Origin of the sequence: Candidatus Nitrosoglobus terrae, assembly GCF_002356115.1 — a bacterium.
GTDB lineage: Bacteria > Pseudomonadota > Gammaproteobacteria > Nitrosococcales > Nitrosococcaceae > Nitrosoglobus > Nitrosoglobus terrae.
Genome location: NZ_AP014836.1, coordinates 684,420 through 702,933, shown reverse-complemented (window position 1 = coordinate 702,933; position 18,514 = coordinate 684,420). Strand labels below are relative to the sequence as shown.

Annotated in this window: 14 protein-coding genes and 4 tRNA genes; all 18 read right to left on the bottom strand. The window is 42.0% G+C overall.

The features are described from left to right. Window positions 1-2 precede the first annotated feature (2 nt). Window positions 3-1,193, bottom strand: a complete 1,191-nt coding sequence (gene tuf, locus TAO_RS03360) for an elongation factor Tu (protein WP_096526604.1) — start codon at window positions 1,191-1,193, stop codon at window positions 3-5. Window positions 1,194-1,224: 31 nt separating this feature from the next. Next, a complete protein-coding gene (fusA, locus tag TAO_RS03355; protein WP_096526615.1) occupies window positions 1,225-3,321 on the bottom strand; it encodes an elongation factor G in 2,097 nt (698 codons plus the stop codon). A 49-nt stretch (window positions 3,322-3,370) separates the two neighbouring features. Next, complete coding sequence (gene rpsG, locus TAO_RS03350) at window positions 3,371-3,841, bottom strand: 30S ribosomal protein S7 (protein ID WP_096526614.1); 471 nt, start codon at window positions 3,839-3,841, stop codon at window positions 3,371-3,373. 40 nt (window positions 3,842-3,881) lie between these two features. Next, window positions 3,882-4,256 carry a 30S ribosomal protein S12 gene (gene rpsL / locus TAO_RS03345; protein WP_096526613.1) on the bottom strand — a complete coding sequence of 125 codons (375 nt, stop codon included), beginning with the start codon at window positions 4,254-4,256 and terminating at the stop codon, window positions 3,882-3,884. A gap of 169 nt (window positions 4,257-4,425) precedes the next feature. Then, window positions 4,426-8,643, bottom strand: a complete 4,218-nt coding sequence (rpoC, locus tag TAO_RS03340) for a DNA-directed RNA polymerase subunit beta' (protein ID WP_096526612.1) — start codon at window positions 8,641-8,643, stop codon at window positions 4,426-4,428. Between the two features lie 71 nt (window positions 8,644-8,714). Next, the gene (gene rpoB, locus TAO_RS03335; protein ID WP_096526611.1) at window positions 8,715-12,800 is read right to left on the bottom strand and encodes a DNA-directed RNA polymerase subunit beta; all 4,086 of its coding nucleotides are present in this window, start codon (window positions 12,798-12,800) and stop codon (window positions 8,715-8,717) included. A gap of 160 nt (window positions 12,801-12,960) precedes the next feature. Next, window positions 12,961-13,338 carry a 50S ribosomal protein L7/L12 gene (rplL, locus tag TAO_RS03330; protein WP_096526610.1) on the bottom strand — a complete coding sequence of 126 codons (378 nt, stop codon included), beginning with the start codon at window positions 13,336-13,338 and terminating at the stop codon, window positions 12,961-12,963. A 64-nt stretch (window positions 13,339-13,402) separates the two neighbouring features. Beyond that, complete coding sequence (gene rplJ / locus TAO_RS03325; protein WP_096526609.1) at window positions 13,403-13,930, bottom strand: 50S ribosomal protein L10; 528 nt, start codon at window positions 13,928-13,930, stop codon at window positions 13,403-13,405. A gap of 25 nt (window positions 13,931-13,955) precedes the next feature. Continuing rightward, window positions 13,956-14,105, bottom strand: a complete 150-nt coding sequence (locus TAO_RS09635) for a hypothetical protein (RefSeq protein WP_172419053.1) — start codon at window positions 14,103-14,105, stop codon at window positions 13,956-13,958. A 119-nt stretch (window positions 14,106-14,224) separates the two neighbouring features. Beyond that, window positions 14,225-14,923 (bottom strand): 50S ribosomal protein L1, encoded by a 699-nt coding sequence (gene rplA / locus TAO_RS03320; RefSeq protein WP_096526608.1) that lies wholly within the window; start codon window positions 14,921-14,923, stop codon window positions 14,225-14,227. A gap of 3 nt (window positions 14,924-14,926) precedes the next feature. Further along, the gene (gene rplK, locus TAO_RS03315) at window positions 14,927-15,358 is read right to left on the bottom strand and encodes a 50S ribosomal protein L11 (RefSeq protein WP_096526607.1); all 432 of its coding nucleotides are present in this window, start codon (window positions 15,356-15,358) and stop codon (window positions 14,927-14,929) included. Window positions 15,359-15,447: 89 nt separating this feature from the next. Then, window positions 15,448-15,981 (bottom strand): transcription termination/antitermination protein NusG, encoded by a 534-nt coding sequence (gene nusG / locus TAO_RS03310; protein WP_096526606.1) that lies wholly within the window; start codon window positions 15,979-15,981, stop codon window positions 15,448-15,450. A 1-nt stretch (window position 15,982) separates the two neighbouring features. Beyond that, a complete protein-coding gene (secE, locus tag TAO_RS03305; RefSeq protein WP_096526605.1) occupies window positions 15,983-16,330 on the bottom strand; it encodes a preprotein translocase subunit SecE in 348 nt (115 codons plus the stop codon). Between the two features lie 43 nt (window positions 16,331-16,373). Next, window positions 16,374-16,449, bottom strand: a tRNA-Trp gene (locus TAO_RS03300). A 104-nt stretch (window positions 16,450-16,553) separates the two neighbouring features. After that, window positions 16,554-17,744 carry an elongation factor Tu gene (tuf, locus tag TAO_RS03295; protein WP_096526604.1) on the bottom strand — a complete coding sequence of 397 codons (1,191 nt, stop codon included), beginning with the start codon at window positions 17,742-17,744 and terminating at the stop codon, window positions 16,554-16,556. Window positions 17,745-17,868: 124 nt separating this feature from the next. Next, a tRNA-Thr gene (locus tag TAO_RS03290) sits at window positions 17,869-17,944 on the bottom strand. Between the two features lie 55 nt (window positions 17,945-17,999). Beyond that, window positions 18,000-18,073 (bottom strand) — tRNA-Gly (locus TAO_RS03285). 57 nt (window positions 18,074-18,130) lie between these two features. Then, window positions 18,131-18,215: transfer RNA gene (locus TAO_RS03280), tRNA-Tyr, on the bottom strand. Between the last annotated feature and the right edge of the window lie 299 nt (window positions 18,216-18,514).

The window sequence follows — 18,514 nt, the reverse complement described above, 5'->3', positions numbered from 1 at the left end:
TGTTATTCAATAATTTTGCTAACGACACCAGCGCCTACAGTACGTCCCCCTTCCCGAACTGCAAAACGTAAACCCTCTTCCATCGCAATAGGAGCTATTAAACTCACCGTCACCTGAACATTATCACCAGGCATCACCATCTCTACTCCCTCAGGTAAATCAACAGCGCCCGTCACATCCGTAGTCCGAAAATAAAACTGTGGCCGATAACCTTTGAAAAACGGAGTATGACGCCCACCCTCCTCCTTAGAAAGCACATAAATTTCTGCTTGAAATTTCGTATGCGGTGTAATCGACCCCGGCTTAGCCAACACTTGACCACGCTCTACATCCTCTCGCTTGGTTCCTCGCAGCAATACCCCTATGTTATCTCCCGCACGACCTTCATCCAACAGCTTACGAAACATCTCAACACCCGTGCAGATGGTCTTCTGCGTCTCCTGTATCCCTACAATCTCTATCTCATCACCTACCTTGATAATCCCTCGTTCCGCTCTCCCCGTAACTACCGTACCACGACCAGATATAGAAAATACATCCTCTATCGGCATCAAAAACGGTTGATCTATCGCCCGCTGCGGCTCTGGAACATAAGCATCCATCGCTTCCACTAGCTTCATAATCGACGCTACCCCTATCTCGGTCTCATCCCCTTCTAAAGCCTTTAAAGCGCTCCCTACTACAATCGGCGTCTCATCCCCAGGAAATTGATAACTATCTAGTAACTCCCGTACTTCCATCTCCACCAATTCTAGCAGCTCTGGATCATCTACCATGTCCGCTTTATTTAAATATACTAGAATATATGGCACTCCTACTTGTCTCGCTAGCAGTATGTGCTCCCGAGTCTGTGGCATCGGCCCATCCGCCGCCGATACTACTAGTATCGCTCCATCCATCTGTGCCGCACCCGTAATCATGTTCTTTACATAATCCGCATGACCCGGGCAATCCACATGCGCGTAGTGTCTATCTTTGGTCTCGTATTCTACATGGGATGTAGCTATCGTAATCCCTCGCTCTCGCTCCTCCGGCGCATTATCAATCTGATCATAGGCTCTAAACTCCCCACCATATTGTGCCGATAATACCTTCGTTAATGCCGCCGTTAGCGTCGTCTTACCATGATCTACATGGCCAATCGTCCCTACATTAATATGTGGCTTCTTTCTCTCAAATTTCGCCTTGGACACAGATATTCACCCCGCTCAGATAGACTCTAGATTATTGAGATTTTTTAATAATTGCCCCAGAAATATTAGATGGCGCCTCGCTATACTTTCCGAATTCCATTGTATAAGTAGCTCGCCCCTGAGTAGCTGAACGAAGATCAGTAGCATATCCAAACATTTCTGCTAGCGGTACTTCTGCTCGAACAATCTTTCCACTATTAGATTCATCCATCCCTTGTACTATACCGCGGCGACGATTAAGATCGCCCATTACATCCCCCATATATTCTTCAGGTGTTACAACTTCAACCTTCATAATAGGCTCCAATAACACAGGATCTGCTTTTTGTACTGCTTCCTTAAATGCTATAGATCCAGCAATTTTGAAAGCCATTTCACTAGAATCTACATCATGATATGAGCCATCATATAAGCTTACTTTAATATCAACTACAGGATATCCTGCAATTACTCCGTTTTCTACCTGCTCTTTTACTCCCTTACCAACAGCTGGGATAAATTCCTTTGGTACAGTACCACCAACAATTTGGTTAACAAATTCATACCCTTTTCCGCGTTCATGAGGCTCAACTCGCAGCCATACATGACCATATTGACCCCGGCCACCACTCTGTCGCACGAACTTTCCTTCTTGCTCCACCTTTTTTCGAATCGTTTCGCGATAGGCCACTTGAGGTGCGCCCACATTAGCCTCGACTTTAAATTCTCTTCGCATTCTATCAACAATAATATCGAGATGTAGCTCACCCATTCCTGCAATGATAGTCTGCCCAGATTCTTCATCAGTATGAACTCTAAAAGAAGGATCTTCCTTGGCTAGCTTTCCAAGCGCTAGAGACATCTTTTCTTGATCTGCCTTAGTTTTAGGCTCGATAGCAACGGAAATCACTGGTTCAGGAAACTCCATACGCTCTAACAAAATCACATGATTCGTATCGCACAAAGTATCGCCGGTTGTAACATTTTTTAACCCAACAGCTGCAGCGATATCACCAGCCCTTACCTCTTTAATTTCTTCCCGGCTATTAGCATGCATCTGAAGTAATCGACCAACACGCTCCCGACTCTCTAGAGCGGCATTATAGACGACATCTCCTGAATTCAAAACCCCCGAATAAACACGGAAAAAAGTAAGATTCCCAACATAAGGATCAGAGGCAACCTTAAAAGCTAAAGCTGCAAACGGTTCTTCATCGGAGGCATGCCGCTGATCTTCAGCCTCATTATTCAACCTCATACCTTTAACGGGGGGAATATCAGCCGGAGATGGCATATAATAAAGCACTGCATCCAAAACCGCTTGAACTCCCTTATTTTTAAAGGCAGATCCACATAAAGCTGGAACAATTTCACCATTTAATACTCGACTACGAAGCCCTTCAATAATATCATCTGGTAATAAATTACCCTCTTCTAGATATTTATCCATAAGCGCCTCAGAAGCCTCAGCAGCAACTTCTAACATCTTATCTCGATACTCAGTGCAAACAACCTCTAGTTCTTCAGGAATATCCCTTTCCTCAAACGTCATGCCTTTAGTGGCATCATCCCAGTATATAGCCCTCATTTTAATGAGATCTACTACCCCTTTAAAATTCTCTTCGGAACCGATCGGAATCTGAATAGGAATTGGATTAGCGCCTAACCTAGCATGGATCTGCCTAATCACACGAAAAAAATTAGCCCCCTGCCGATCCATTTTATTAACAAATACTAAACGAGGTACCTTATATCTATTTGCCTGTCGCCATACTGTTTCAGATTGAGGCTCTACCCCACCTACAGCACAAAACACGGCAACAGCGCCGTCTAGCACTCTCAAAGAGCGTTCTACCTCAATCGTAAAATCTACATGCCCCGGGGTATCAATAATATTAATTCGATGCTCAGGAAGTTGCTTTCCCATCCCTCTCCAAAAACAGGTTGTTGCCGCAGAACTAATCGTAATTCCTCGTTCCTGCTCCTGCTCCATCCAATCCATGGTAGCAGCACCTTCATGAACCTCACCAATCTTATGAGAAACCCCAGTGTAGTATAAAATACGTTCAGTGGTAGTAGTTTTACCAGCATCAATATGAGCCATGATGCCAATATTACGATATCGCTCAATAGAAGTCTTACGAGGCACAGCAATAAACCTTTAATCTAAAAATCATATTATAATAATAAAATAACTTCTACCATCGATAATGCGCAAAAGCTTTATTAGCCTCTGCCATACGATGAGTGTCTTCCCGTTTTTTAACTGCAGACCCTTTACCTTCATACGCATCAAGAAGCTCCCCAGCCAGCCTTAAATCCATAGATTTTTCATTACGCTTACGAGCTGCTTCTACTACCCAACGCATAGCGAGTGTAGATCGTCGATCAGGCCGAACCTCCACTGGAACTTGGTAAGTCGCCCCACCTACTCGACGTGACTTAACTTCAACTAAGGGTCGAACATTCTCTAATGCTTTTTCTAAGATATCAGTCGGATTATGTTTTATTTTTTCCGCTACAAAATCCAAAGCCCTATAGATTATCCTCTCTGCTAGAGATTTTTTTCCGCTCAACATAAGGATAGTAATAAACTTTGCTAGCTGCACCTTCCCGTATTTAGGATCTGGCAGGATTTCTCGTTTAGCAATAACCCGTTTTCTTGGCATTTTTAGGTTCCACTTTATTCGTATACCCGAGTCTAAATCTTTAGCTCTTTGGCCGCTTTGCTCCGTACTTGGATCGACCTCGCCGCCTGTCTCCAACACCCGCTGTATCTAGAGCGCCTCTCACAATATGATAACGTACACCCGGTAAATCCTTTACCCTGCCTCCACGAATCAAAACTACAGAGTGCTCTTGTAGATTATGCCCCTCACCCCCAATATAGGAGGTCACTTCCATACTGTTAGTTAACCGTACACGCGCTACCTTACGTAGGGCAGAGTTGGGTTTCTTTGGAGTAGTGGTATAAACTCGGGTACATACTCCTCGCTTTTGAGGGCAAGCTTGTAGTGCAGGCACATTATTTTTATTCTTCTGCTGTACCCGTGGTTTACGAACCAGCTGGTTAATAGTAGCCATGGATCTCGATGCTCCAGAACGAATAATATTCACAGTCTAGCGTAACACTATAGTATGGTTACGCTAAAATATTGTTTACGAGTTTAAATTGTTCTCCTTATTTTCTTATTATAGCCTTAAAAGGAGAATATTTATAAAAGATAAATTGTATTCGTAATTAAAACTGATGTCAAGTAGTAGCTGCTCCCGAATCAGAAGTTTCATTTTCATGATTTTGGGGAAATGGATCTGCAGCAGTAATTAAAGCTTCTGATGAAGCTAATACCTGCCGCTTATGACATCGCCTAGTGTGATAAGCTAGTCCTGTTCCAGCAGGAATTAAACGCCCTACAATAACGTTTTCTTTCAACCCACGTAGCTCATCACGTTTACCCGTTATTGCCGCTTCTGTAAGTACACGTGTAGTTTCTTGGAAAGAGGCTGCCGAAATAAAAGATTCGGTTGCTAAAGAAGCCTTAGTAATACCAAGGAGTATAGGTTCAAATCTCGCTGGAATTTTATTTTCTTTCTCTACTCTTTCATTTTCTTCCAACAGCCTTGATCTATCAACCTGCTCTCCTCTAAGAAAATTAGTATCCCCAGAATCTACTATTTCCACTTTACGAAGCATCTGGCAAATAATAACCTCAATATGTTTATCATTAATTTTCACCCCCTGAAGACGATAAACATCCTGAACTTCAGTAACAATATAATGAGCTAATTCCTCTACCCCTCTTAAACGTAAAATATCATGAGGTGTTGGTGATCCATCCACAATTATTTCACCCTTTTCAACATGCTCACCCTCAAATACGTTAACTTGTCGCCATTTTGGAATTAACTCTTCATGACGGCGATCTCCATCGCTGCTAGTAATAATCAATCGCTGCTTACCCTTAGTTTCCTTACCAAAACTCACTATCCCTGAAATCTCAGCAAGCACAGCTGTATCTTTTGGCTTACGGGCCTCAAATAAATCCGCTACTCTTGGTAGACCACCAGTAATATCGCGAGTTTTACTTGACTCTTGAGGTAATCTTGCCAATACATCTCCAACCCCAACTATAGCTCCATCTTCTACTGAAACAATAGCTCCTGCTGGCAAATAATAATGAGCAGGAATATCTGTTCCAGCAAGGCATAGATCATTTCCTAAATCATCGATCAGCTTGACCATCGGGCGTAGTTCTTTAGCAGCCGCACCTCGTTGTTTAGGATCAAGCACAGTAAGACTTGATAAACCGGTCACTTCATCAGCCTGCCTCTCTACTGTGGTGCCTTCTATAAAACCATGAAGTTGAACTTTACCTTCTACTTCTGTAATAACAGGATGAGTATGTGGATCCCAAGTAGCGACGCTTTGACCTGCCTCTACCGAATCACCATCCCCTACAGACAGTTCGGCACCATAAGGAATTTTATAACGCTCTCGTTCTCGTCCCTGTTCATCTACTACGTGGACTTCACCAGAGCGAGAGACGGCGACATATTTGCCACTTATATGTTGAATAACCTTAACATTGTGTAGCCGAATATTACCTTTATACTTAATTGCAATGCTGCTAGTTGTAACTGCTCGGGATGCCGCCCCTCCGATATGAAAAGTACGCATTGTAAGCTGCGTGCCTGGCTCACCAATAGATTGAGCTGCAATTACACCAACCGCTTCACCAATATTCACAAGATGTCCACGGCCTAAATCCCGACCATAGCAAGCAGCACAAACCCCATAGCGTGTTTCACAGGTAATAGGCGAGCGTACCTTCACGGTATCTATACCCAAATCCTCAAAGCGATCAATCCACGACTCGTCCAATAACGTACCGGCCGGTATAGCTACTTCATTACCCCCAGGTATACAAACATCTTGTGATAACACTCGCCCAAGGACTCGCTCTTGTAACGGCTCTACAATGTCGCCGCCCTCTACAAGAGGGGACATATTAATTCCTTTTGTAGTACCACAATCACGCTCTGTAACCACTAAATCTTGGGCTACATCCACTAAACGCCGAGTCAGATATCCTGAATTAGCTGTTTTTAATGCTGTATCAGCTAGACCCTTACGAGCTCCATGGGTAGAAATAAAATACTGTAGAACATCAAGCCCCTCACGAAAGTTAGCAGTAATTGGGGTTTCAATAATGGAACCATCTGGCTTTGCCATTAAGCCACGCATACCAGCAAGCTGACGAATCTGAGCAGCTGATCCTCGTGCCCCAGAGTCAGCCATCATATAAATAGAATTGAATGTTTGCTGCTTAACTATATTACCCTCTGCATCCTGTACATTCTCGCTCCCCAATCGCTCCATCATTGCTTTAGCGACTTGATCATTAGTATGAGACCAAATATCTACTACTTTATTGTATCGCTCGCCATTAGTTACTAAACCTGAGGCATACTGCTCCTCAATTTCCTTAACTTCCTTTTCTGCCTTAGCAAGGATACCTTGCTTCTCTGCTGGCACTACCATATCATCAATACCAATAGAAATACCGCTAAGGGTAGATTGGCGAAAACCAAGATACATTAAACGATCAGCGAACACTACTGAAGTTTTAAGATCGAGACGACGATAACAGGTATTTACCAGCTTAGAAATTTCCTTCTTAGTCATACTTTTATTGACTAACTCAAAAGGTAACCCCGGCGGCAATAACTCTGAAAGTAATGCTCGCCCTACTGTAGTGTTAACAAGACGGATAGTTTTACGCTCAGCATTGCATTTAGAAAGGTCTGTCTCAGTAATACGCACTGAAATTTTTGCATGTAGATCGACTACCCCTGTTTCATAGGCTCGCTGTACCTCACTAATATCAGCAAAAATCATCCCTTCACCTTTAGCGTTCACCCGCTCACAGGTCATATAATAAAGCCCTAAAACTACATCCTGAGTAGGTACGATAATAGGCTCCCCATTAGCGGGGGATAGAATGTTATTTGTAGACATCATAAGCGCACGAGCCTCTAGCTGAGCCTCTAAAGAGAGTGGCACGTGAACCGCCATCTGATCACCATCAAAATCAGCATTAAAAGCTACACACACTAAAGGATGTAGCTGGATCGCCTTACCCTCAACTAGCACTGGTTCAAACGCTTGGATACCAAGCCGATGCAAAGTTGGGGCACGATTAAGCATCACGGGATGTTCACGGATAACTTCCTCTAATATATCCCAAACCTCGGGAACTTCTCGCTCCACCAATTTTTTTGCTGCCTTGATTGTAGTGGCAAGCCCAGATCGTTCTAGCTTACCGAAGATAAAAGGCTTAAATAACTCTAACGCCATTTTCTTAGGCAAACCGCATTGATGTAGCTTAAGAGTCGGGCCAACTACAATCACAGATCGGCCGGAGTAATCTACTCGTTTACCTAAAAGATTCTGGCGAAATCGCCCTTGTTTACCTTTAATCATATCTGCTAATGATTTTAAAGGCAGTTTATTGGTGCCAGTAATAGCCCGACCACGGCGACCATTATCCAAAAGAGCATCTACAGATTCTTGTAACATACGCTTCTCGTTGCGTACGATAATATCTGGTGCATTTAAATCTAGTAATCGTTTAAGCCGATTATTTCGATTAATTACTCGCCGGTATAAATCATTAAGATCAGAGGTAGCAAACCGCCCTCCTTCTAAAGGTACTAAAGGCCGTAAATCTGGTGGTAATACTGGGAGAATTTCCAAAATCATCCACTCTGGTTTATTACCTGAATCAATAAAAGCTTCAATAAGCTTCAGCCGCTTACTAAGCTTCTTAATTTTATTGTCGGAGTTAGTTCCCGCGATCTCCTCATGTAATTTATTAGCTTCTTTCTTGAGATCGAGGGTCTTTAGCATTTTTTGGACTGCTTCAGCGCCCATACGAGCATCAAATTCGTCACCATACTCTTCAATCGCTTGAAGATAAGATTCGTCAGATAAAATCTGTCCTCTCTCTAAAGGGGTCATACCTGGATCGATAACTACGGAAGACTCCAAGTAGAGGACTCGCTCAATATCACGGAGAGTCATATCTAACAGTAAGCTGATCCTCGAAGGCAAAGATTTTAAAAACCAAATATGAGCAATAGGGCTTGCTAACTCAATATGCCCCATACGTTCTCTGCGAACTTTAGCTAAAGTAACCTCAACTCCACACTTCTCGCAAACAACACCTCGATGTTTAAGACGTTTATATTTTCCGCATAAACACTCATAATCTTTCACAGGGCCAAAAATTTTGGCACAAAAGAGCCCATCCCTCTCAGCCTTAAAAGTTCGGTAATTAATAGTTTCAGCCTTCTTAACCTCTCCATATGACCAAGATCGAATCATATCTGGAGATGCTAGACCAATACGTATGGAGTCAAACTCATCTACCTGGTTTTGCTGGTTAAGTAAATTCAGCAAATCTTTCATTGTGTGATCCTCCACAGCTATGCTAGCAAATTTGTCTATTATGACCACTCACCCGTTTTTTCATACCTGTATTAATCACATTCTAATTCAATATCGATTCCTAAGGCGCGGATTTCTTTGGTTAACACATTAAAGGATTCAGGCATATTTGCTTCCATTCGATAATCATCATCTACAATACTCTTGTACATCTTAGCCCGCCCGCTTACATCATCAGATTTCACCGTAAGCATTTCCTGTAAAGTATATGCAGCGCCATAAGATTCCAATGCCCATACCTCCATCTCACCAAAACGCTGCCCACCAAATTGAGCTTTTCCACCTAGAGGCTGCTGGGTAACTAAGCTATAAGGGCCAGTTGATCGAGCGTGCATCTTATCATCAACCAAATGATTTAACTTAAGCATATGCATATATCCTACTGTTATCGGACGAGAAAAAGCCTGCCCTGTTCTACCGTCATAGAGGGTTGTTTGGCCATTGGTTGGTAAATCAGCTAATCTCAGCATAGCTTTTATTTCCTCTTCAGAAGCACCATCAAATACCGGTGTTGCCATAGGAACACCATCACGTAGATTGTGCGCAAGCTCTCGTATCTCTTCATCGCTTAAAGAATCTAAGTTTTCTTTTTTACCACTTGTATTGTAGATTTGCTCCAGAAAAACACGTAGCTTAGATACATACGCTTCTCCTGAATCAAGAAGAGAGCCAATTTTATGACCAATTTCTTTTGCAGCCCACCCTAAATGAGCTTCTAAAATCTGCCCAATATTCATTCTAGAAGGTACACCTAAAGGATTCAGCACCATATCAATAGGGGTTCCATCCTCCATATAGGGCATATCTTCAATAGGGACAATAGCAGAAATCACACCCTTATTTCCATGTCGACCTGCCATCTTATCCCCCGGTTGAGTACGGCGCTTTACAGCTAGGTAGACTTTAATCATTTTTTGAACACCAGGGGCTAAATCATGCCCAGAAGTAAATTTAATTTTCTGCTGCTCAAATTTCTCATCCATTAAGACTCGTTGCTCTTTAAGCTGCCCTGCAGCAAGCTCTAGCTGCTTATTAGCTCCCTCACTACGTAGCCGAATATCAAACCAACGCTCTCTAGATAAACTCATAAGATAGTTTTTTGTAATCTGATTCCCTGTTCTTAATTCTGCTGGACCTCCCTCAACAATTTCACCTAATAGCATTTTCTCTAGGCGCTGATAAATATCAGCCTCTACAATGCGAAACTCATCCCATAGGTCTTTTTTAATCTTAGCTAACTCCATCTCCTCTATCTGTAAAGCTCGCAATCCTTTCTCTATACCATCCCGGGTAAAAACCTGAACATCTATAACTGTACCATGCATTCCTGAAGGTACACGTAGAGAGGTATCTTTTACATCAGAAGCTTTCTCCCCAAAGATTGCCCGTAGTAGCTTCTCCTCTGGAGTTAACTGGGTTTCACCTTTAGGAGTTACCTTACCTACTAAAATATCTCCAGGCTTTACCTCAGCTCCAATATATACAACGCCTGATTCATCTAGTTTAGATAAAGCTGCCTCGCTTACATTTGGGATATCGCTGCTAATTTCTTCTGATCCCAGCTTAGTATCTCGAGCCAAGCAAATAAGTTCTTCAATATGGATTGACGTGAAGCGATCCTTTTCCACCACTCGCTCAGAAATCAGGATCGAATCCTCGAAGTTATAACCATTCCAAGGCATGAAAGCTACGAGGAGATTTTGGCCTAAAGCTAATTCACCCATATCTGTAGAGGGGCCATCAGCTAACACATCTCCTGCTACTACCACATCCCCCAACTTTACTAAAGGTCGTTGATTAATACATGTATTTTGATTTGACCGAGCATATTTAGTAAGATTATAAATATCAACACCCTGCTTATCAGGGACAGTTTCCTCATCATTAACACGTACTACAATTCTAGCTGCATCTACAGAGTGTACAACTCCGCCTCGACGAGCAACAACCATTACTCCTGAATCACGGGCTACAGCCTGTTCTATACCAGTACCCACTAGAGGAGCTTCAGCCCTTAAGGTAGGAACTGCTTGACGCTGCATATTCGACCCCATTAATGCCCGATTGGCATCGTCATGTTCTAAAAAAGGGATCAAAGATGCAGCTACTGATACGATTTGTTTAGGAGACACATCTATATACTGCACTTTCTCTGGCGGTAAAAGTGTAAATTCATTCTTATAACGGCATGAAACCAGCATATCAGCTAAATAGCTTTTTTCATCAATAGCTGCATTTGCCTGAGAAATTACGTACTGCCCTTCCTCAATGGCTGATAGATATTCAACCTGATCGGTAACTTTACCTTCGACAACCTTTCGATACGGTGTTTCAATAAAACCATATTGATTAGTCCTAGCGTAGATTGCTAAAGAATTGATGAGTCCAATATTTGGGCCTTCGGGTGTCTCAATAGGGCAAACACGCCCATAATGGGTAGGGTGTACATCTCGCACCTCAAACCCAGCTCTTTCTCGAGTTAATCCTCCTGGCCCTAGCGCTGATACTCGGCGTTTATGAGTCACTTCTGACAAAGGGTTATTTTGATCCATAAATTGTGATAATTGGCTGGAGCCAAAGAACTCCTTAATCGCCGCCGATATAGGCTTCGCATTAATCAACTCTTGAGGCATTAACCCCTCTGACTCAGCTAAACCCAAACGCTCTCTCACTGCTCGCTCAACTCGAATCAATCCTACATGAAACTGATTTTCCGCCATCTCACCAACACTGCGTACCCGACGGTTACCTAAATGATCAACATCATCTACGCTACCGTATCCATTACGGATATTCACTAAAGTCTTTATAACATCAACTATATCTTCTTTAGATAACGTGCCTGAGCCATCAATTTCATTTCTCCTAAGCCGACGATTAAATTTCATTCGTCCTACTGCAGAGAGATCGTAGCGATCCGGGCTAAAGAATAAATTCTGAAATAAATTCTGCGCAGCCTCTTTAGTTGGTGGTTCCCCAGGGCGCATGACACGATAGATTTCTATTTGAGCTTCTAAGGATGTGGTAGTATGATCCAGCCGTAAGGTATCTGAGATAAAAGATCCACGGTCTAGATCATTAATATAAATAAGATCAAAATTTTGAATCCCGGTGCTTTCTATGGTTGCTATCAATCCTGCTGTAATCTCATCATTAGCTTTAGCTAATATTTCTCCTGTATCAGCATCAACTAGATCTTGGGCTAAGATTTTTCCTATTAAAAACTCATTAGGTACAAATAAATTCTTAATCCCCGCTTTTTCCATTTGCTTAATATGCCGTGCTGTTACTCGCCGCTCAGCTTCAACAATTAACTCACCGCCATTAGGATTCTTAATATCAAAAGGTAAAGACTCGCCACGAAGCTGTTGCGGGGTGAAACTAAATAAATACCCTGAGTCTTGGCGACAAACAGCATTAGTCTCAAAGAATATCGTCAAAATTTCCTCAGTACTATAACCAAGGGCACGTAATAAAACAGTTGCGAGTAGCTTACGTCGACGATCGATACGGGCATATACGCAATCCTTAGGATCGAATTCGAAATCTAACCAAGATCCCCGATAAGGAATTATTTTTGCAGAAAAAAGGACTTTTCCTGAAGAATGAGCTTTTCCCTTGTCATGCTCAAAGATTACCCCTGGAGAGCGGTGCAGTTGGGAAACAATAACTCGTTCTGTTCCATTGATAACAAAATTGCCTTTTGGCGTCATCAAGGGAATTTCACCCATATATACTTCTTGCTCTTTCACATCTTTGATTATTTGCTCACTAGCTGGGGACTCTCTATCATAGATGATAAGACGTAACTTAACTCTCAACGGAGCGGCATAAGTCAAACCTCGAATTTGGCATTCCTTTACATCAAATAAGGGATCGCCTAGATAATAACTAACATATTGCAGCTCAGCATACTCTGTATAGCTCTTAATAGGAAATACACTCTTAAATGCTGCATGTAACCCCTTATTCGTTCTCTTGTCAGGTGGTACATCTGTTTGTAAAAAATCTAAGAAAGAATCAATTTGTATAGCTAATAAGAAAGGGATTTTTAATATACTATGAAGCTTACCAAAATCCTTACGAATACGCTTCTTCTCGGTCAACGAGTAAGACATCTTATCACCTCATTGAGCGCTTGCTAGTAAACACTAAGCAATAGGGACTACTCTATTGCTAGTACTCTTATAAGTTATCGCTTCTTGCATGTAAAAAATGGAAAAAGGCTGGTGGCTACTATCACCAGCCTTTTATATATGAATATATAGAACAATATAATTACTTAATCTCAACGCTAGCGCCTGCTTCTTCTAGCTGCTTTTTAATCCCCTCTACTTCACCTTTAGCTACACCTTCCTTAATAGATGAAGGTACAGCTTCTACTAGATCCTTAGCCTCCTTAAGGCCAAGACCAGTAATAGCACGTACGACTTTAATAACTTGCACTTTGTTAGATCCAAAACCTGTTAATATTATATCAAATTCAGTTTTCTCTTCAGCTACAGTTTCTGATCCAACCGTAGGCGCTGCTACTGCAGCAACCGGCACTGCAGCACTAACACCAAATTTTTCTTCCATAGCCTCAATCAATTCAACCACATCCATGACGGTCATATTTGCAATTGCATCTAAAATTTCTTCTTTTGCTACAGCCATTGTTAACCTCGTAAATCTTTCTGCAAAATATTTTTAATTTAAGTATCTATTTTTAGCAATCAAGTTAAGCTGCTTGTTTTTGATCGCGCACAGCAGCAATAACACGTATTAATTTCGTCGTTGGCCCAGTTAAAACACGAATAAGTTTACTAATTGGTGCTTGTAACACTCCCATAAACATACTAATTGCCTGTTCTTTTGTAGGCATTTTTGCTAGGGAATCTAGAGATTCCGGTGGAATCAGCTTACCCCCAACACAGCCCATCTTAACCACAAGCTTGCTATACTCTTTGCTAAAACCCTGAATTATCCGTGCTGCAGCGCTGGGTTCATCACAAGAAAATGCTAATATCAAAGGGCCTACTAGCCCAGATTTCATGCATTCAAAATCAGTACCTTCTAGGGCACGAGATGCTAGCGTATTAGGTACTACTCGTAGATAAACGTTTTCTTGGCGTGCGGCTATTCTGATCTTTGTCATCTCAGCAACCGTCAAACCACAATATTCAGCAGCAACAGCAGAACAAGCCCGAGAAGCAACCGCTGCCACATCAGCAACGACGGCTTTTTTCATTTCTAAACTAAGACTCAATCTTAACCGCCTCCTATAATTCACCTTATATCCAGCAAGTGCCAGTTAAAGGTTGATAAACATCCAACCTCTCCATGATTACGGCAGTTGTTGCCACAACAACATTTTGCATTTTTTGTAGCAGTAGCAAGAAATCTACCGTCTGCGCAGGCCGATTATTTATTGTATTAATCAATTAAATTGGTACACCTGCGGTCTTAGACAACTCACCATAATTGGTAAGCGATCTCAAATTTAAATAAATATATAATTATAATATATTTAGATTTAAAGCCTAATCCATTATCTACACGTTTAGGCTGAAAAATTAGCCTGATCTACAGCTATACCGGGACCCATCGTAGTAGATAAAGTTAATTTTTTTAAATATATACCTTTTGCCGAAGCAGGCTTAAGCCTTATTAAATCCTCAACCAAAGCTAAAAGATTACGCTTAAGAGCATCTACACTAAATGATGCCTTACCAATTGAGCAATGAATGATACCGGCTTTATCAGTTCGATAACGAATTTGGCCTGCCTTAGCCTTTGCTACAGCTCCTGCAACATCAGTAGTAACAGTGCCCACTTTAGGATTAGGCATTAACCCACGAGGCCCTAAAATAGGCCCTAACTGCCCTACTACCCGCATAGCATCTGGCGAAGCAATAATTACATTAAAAGCAACCTGCCCAGCTTTCACTATTTCAGCTAGATCTTCTAAACCGACTGCATCAGCTCCAGCTTCTTTTGCAGCTTCGGCATTAACTCCTTGCGTAAACACTCCTATCTTTACTGGTTTACCAGTACCATTAGGTAATACCGTTGAACCTCGCACTACCTGATCAGATTTACGAGGATCCACTCCAAGATTAACAGCTACATCTACTGACTCCTCAAACTTGGCACTAGGAATCTCCTTAAGAAGTAAGTTTAATGCTTCTTCTACCGAATAAAGTTTCCCTGGCTTTAATTTTTCTCGAATCTTTATTAAACGATTACTAAGCTTAGCCATAATTTAGATACCCTCCGTTTCTAATCCCATACTACGTGCGCTACCAACAATAGTACGAATAGCCGCTTCCTTATCCGCCGCTGTTAAATCAGGCATCTTTATTTTTACAATCTCTTCTAACTGGGCGTGATCTACCTTACCGACCTTATCGCTATTTGGTCGCTTACTCCCAGAACTTATTCCTGCTGCTTTTTTAAGTAAGACTGAAACTGGTGGAGTTTTGGTTACAAAAGTAAAACTACGGTCAGAATATACAGTGATTACTACAGGCGTAGGCACCCCTTGCTCTAACCCCTGAGTTTGAGCATTAAATGCCTTGCAAAACTCCATAATATTAACACCACGCTGCCCTAACGCTGGCCCCACCGGAGGACTTGGATTAGCTTGCCCTGCGGGCACTTGTAACTTAATGTAAGCTTCTATTTTCTTTGCCACAATCACTCCTTGCGTATAAAAAAGGACTATTACTTCCCAGAGAACTCATATCCAATTAAGCCTAGAGCATAAAGGCTACAATATTTCTTTTATTTTTTTTCAACTTGTCCAAAATCAAGCTCAACTGGAGTTGATCGCCCGAAAATTAATACTGCTACTCGGAGTTTATTTTTCTCATAGCTAACTTCCTCAATTACACCATTAAAGTCAGTAAAAGGCCCTTCAGTGACACGTACCATTTCACCGGGCTCAAATGGGATTTTAGGCTTTGGCTGCGTCGCTCCTTCCCGAATCCGCTCCAATATTTTTTCGGCTTCACTATCTGCAACTGGGGCTGGTTTATCACTAGCGCCACCGATAAAACCAAGCACCCGAGGTATATCCTTAACCAAGTGCCAAGTCTCATCATCCATTTCCATTTGGATTAAAACATAGCCAGGAAAAAACTTACGCTCGCTCTTACGTTTCTGGCCTTCGCGCATCTCAATAACCTCCTCAGTAGGTACTAAGATATCTCCGAATTTCCCCTGTAAATTATACTGGCTAATCCTTTCCTCAAGAGATCGTTTTACCCGCTGCTCAAACCCTGAAAACGCTTGTATTACATACCAGCGCTTAGCCATTTTAAACTCCTTGCCCAGTCAATAGACGGACAACCCACATCAATAACATATCAAATAGCCATAATATACTTGCTACAGCCACGACCATAAGTAGTACTATTAATGTAGTTCGAGTTGTCTCTTGTTGCGCTGGCCAAGCTATTTTACGAAACTCTGCTTGGGTTTCGCTTGTAAAATTTAATATTGCTTGGCCACGTACTGTTTTTGCTAAAATTGCTAGCGAAATACCCAGTGCTATAAGTAATCCAAATACACGCAAAGGTGTAGAGTGATCTCCAAAATAATAGAATAAACCAGTCGCCGTACCCAGCAACAGTAAGGCTACTGTAAATTTGATAATATCTGCCATAGTATTCCTAGGGCTAAAAATAGCTTAATTAAGCGTAATAAAATGGCAGGCCAGGAGGGAATCGAACCCCCAACCTGCGGTTTTGGAGACCGCCGCTCTGCCAATTGAGCTACTGGCCTAATTAATAGCACAATAGTAAACAACAAGGGAGGCATAGTTAGCTATATTTAATTTATTATTCTTACTGATTCTAATTACCTGTTGTTTAACCATATTATTACTGTTATTCAATAATTTTGCTAACGACACCAGCGCCTACAGTACGTCCCCCTTCCCGAACTGCAAAACGTAAACCCTCTTCCATCGCAATAGGAGCTATTAAACTCACCGTCACCTGAACATTATCACCAGGCATCACCATCTCTACTCCCTCAGGTAAATCAACAGCGCCCGTCACATCCGTAGTCCGAAAATAAAACTGTGGCCGATAACCTTTGAAAAACGGAGTATGACGCCCACCCTCCTCCTTAGAAAGCACATAAATTTCTGCTTGAAATTTCGTATGCGGTGTAATCGACCCCGGCTTAGCCAACACTTGACCACGCTCTACATCCTCTCGCTTGGTTCCTCGCAGCAATACCCCTATGTTATCTCCCGCACGACCTTCATCCAACAGCTTACGAAACATCTCAACACCCGTGCAGATGGTCTTCTGCGTCTCCTGTATCCCTACAATCTCTATCTCATCACCTACCTTGATAATCCCTCGTTCCGCTCTCCCCGTAACTACCGTACCACGACCAGATATAGAAAATACATCCTCTATCGGCATCAAAAACGGTTGATCTATCGCCCGCTGCGGCTCTGGAACATAAGCATCCATCGCTTCCACTAGCTTCATAATCGACGCTACCCCTATCTCGGTCTCATCCCCTTCTAAAGCCTTTAAAGCGCTCCCTACTACAATCGGCGTCTCATCCCCAGGAAATTGATAACTATCTAGTAACTCCCGTACTTCCATCTCCACCAATTCTAGCAGCTCTGGATCATCTACCATGTCCGCTTTATTTAAATATACTAGAATATATGGCACTCCTACTTGTCTCGCTAGCAGTATGTGCTCCCGAGTCTGTGGCATCGGCCCATCCGCCGCCGATACTACTAGTATCGCTCCATCCATCTGTGCCGCACCCGTAATCATGTTCTTTACATAATCCGCATGACCCGGGCAATCCACATGCGCGTAGTGTCTATCTTTGGTCTCGTATTCTACATGGGATGTAGCTATCGTAATCCCTCGCTCTCGCTCCTCCGGCGCATTATCAATCTGATCATAGGCTCTAAACTCCCCACCATATTGTGCCGATAATACCTTCGTTAATGCCGCCGTTAGCGTCGTCTTACCATGATCTACATGGCCAATCGTCCCTACATTAATATGTGGCTTCTTTCTCTCAAATTTCGCCTTGGACATAATAAAATCTCCTTATCTTTAGATCACGTAAACTATTTGACGATGCAACGACTATATTATGGGTACAGCTATCATTCATTAAAAAAACAAACATCACTAATAAAATTTAGACTGCTAATAACTTTGGAGCCCATAACCGGACTTGAACCGGTGACCTCTTCCTTACCAAGGAAGTGCTCTACCAGCTGAGCTATATGGGCGCAGTATCACAATAAATTAACTCAAGTACTCTTGATAAACTTATAATTAATAATATGGAGCGGGCGATGGGAATCGAACCCACGTCATCAGCTTGGAAGGCTGAGGTTCTACCATTGAACTACGCCCGCCGACACATCTTTGAAAAAAATAACTTCCTAGCTATAGTTTATATAGTAACAACTAGCTGGTGGAGGGGGGAGGATTCGAACCTCCGAAGGCAGTGCCGTCAGATTTACAGTCTGATCCCTTTAGCCACTCGGGAACCCCTCCAAAATCGAATCCCAATATTATTACCTGTTTACAATAAATTGTCAATATCTATAAAATTTAACAATGAGCAAAGGGATAGCCTTATACCATATTAATGGTTTAAAGCTTAAATTATACAAGCTAACGCACTACTATCTAGTAATTAAGCAAATAACCTCTAAGCTCTCAGCTAAATTAGCTAGTTACATATATAGCTGCTATTTCTAAATAATCTTCTTATGAATAAGTATTTTAATGCTTATCCAAATTACCTTGACAGTTATTAATATTAAAATTGACCATGGAAATATATAGCTGCT

Bases quoted from the DNA above. Each gene is read 5' to 3' on its own strand.
- rpsG (WP_096526614.1), bottom strand. From the start codon at position 3,841: ATGCCAAGAAAACGGGTTATTGCTAAACGAGAAATCCTGCCAGATCCT.
- rpsL (WP_096526613.1), bottom strand. From the start codon at position 4,256: ATGGCTACTATTAACCAGCTGGTTCGTAAACCACGGGTACAGCAGAAG.
- rpoC (WP_096526612.1), bottom strand. From the start codon at position 8,643: ATGAAAGATTTGCTGAATTTACTTAACCAGCAAAACCAGGTAGATGAG.
- rpoB (WP_096526611.1), bottom strand. From the start codon at position 12,800: ATGTCTTACTCGTTGACCGAGAAGAAGCGTATTCGTAAGGATTTTGGT.
- rplL (WP_096526610.1), bottom strand. From the start codon at position 13,338: ATGGCTGTAGCAAAAGAAGAAATTTTAGATGCAATTGCAAATATGACC.
- rplA (WP_096526608.1), bottom strand. From the start codon at position 14,923: ATGGCTAAGCTTAGTAATCGTTTAATAAAGATTCGAGAAAAATTAAAG.
- nusG (WP_096526606.1), bottom strand. From the start codon at position 15,981: ATGGCTAAGCGCTGGTATGTAATACAAGCGTTTTCAGGGTTTGAGCAG.
- secE (WP_096526605.1), bottom strand. From the start codon at position 16,330: ATGGCAGATATTATCAAATTTACAGTAGCCTTACTGTTGCTGGGTACG.
- tuf (WP_096526604.1), bottom strand. From the start codon at position 17,744: ATGTCCAAGGCGAAATTTGAGAGAAAGAAGCCACATATTAATGTAGGG.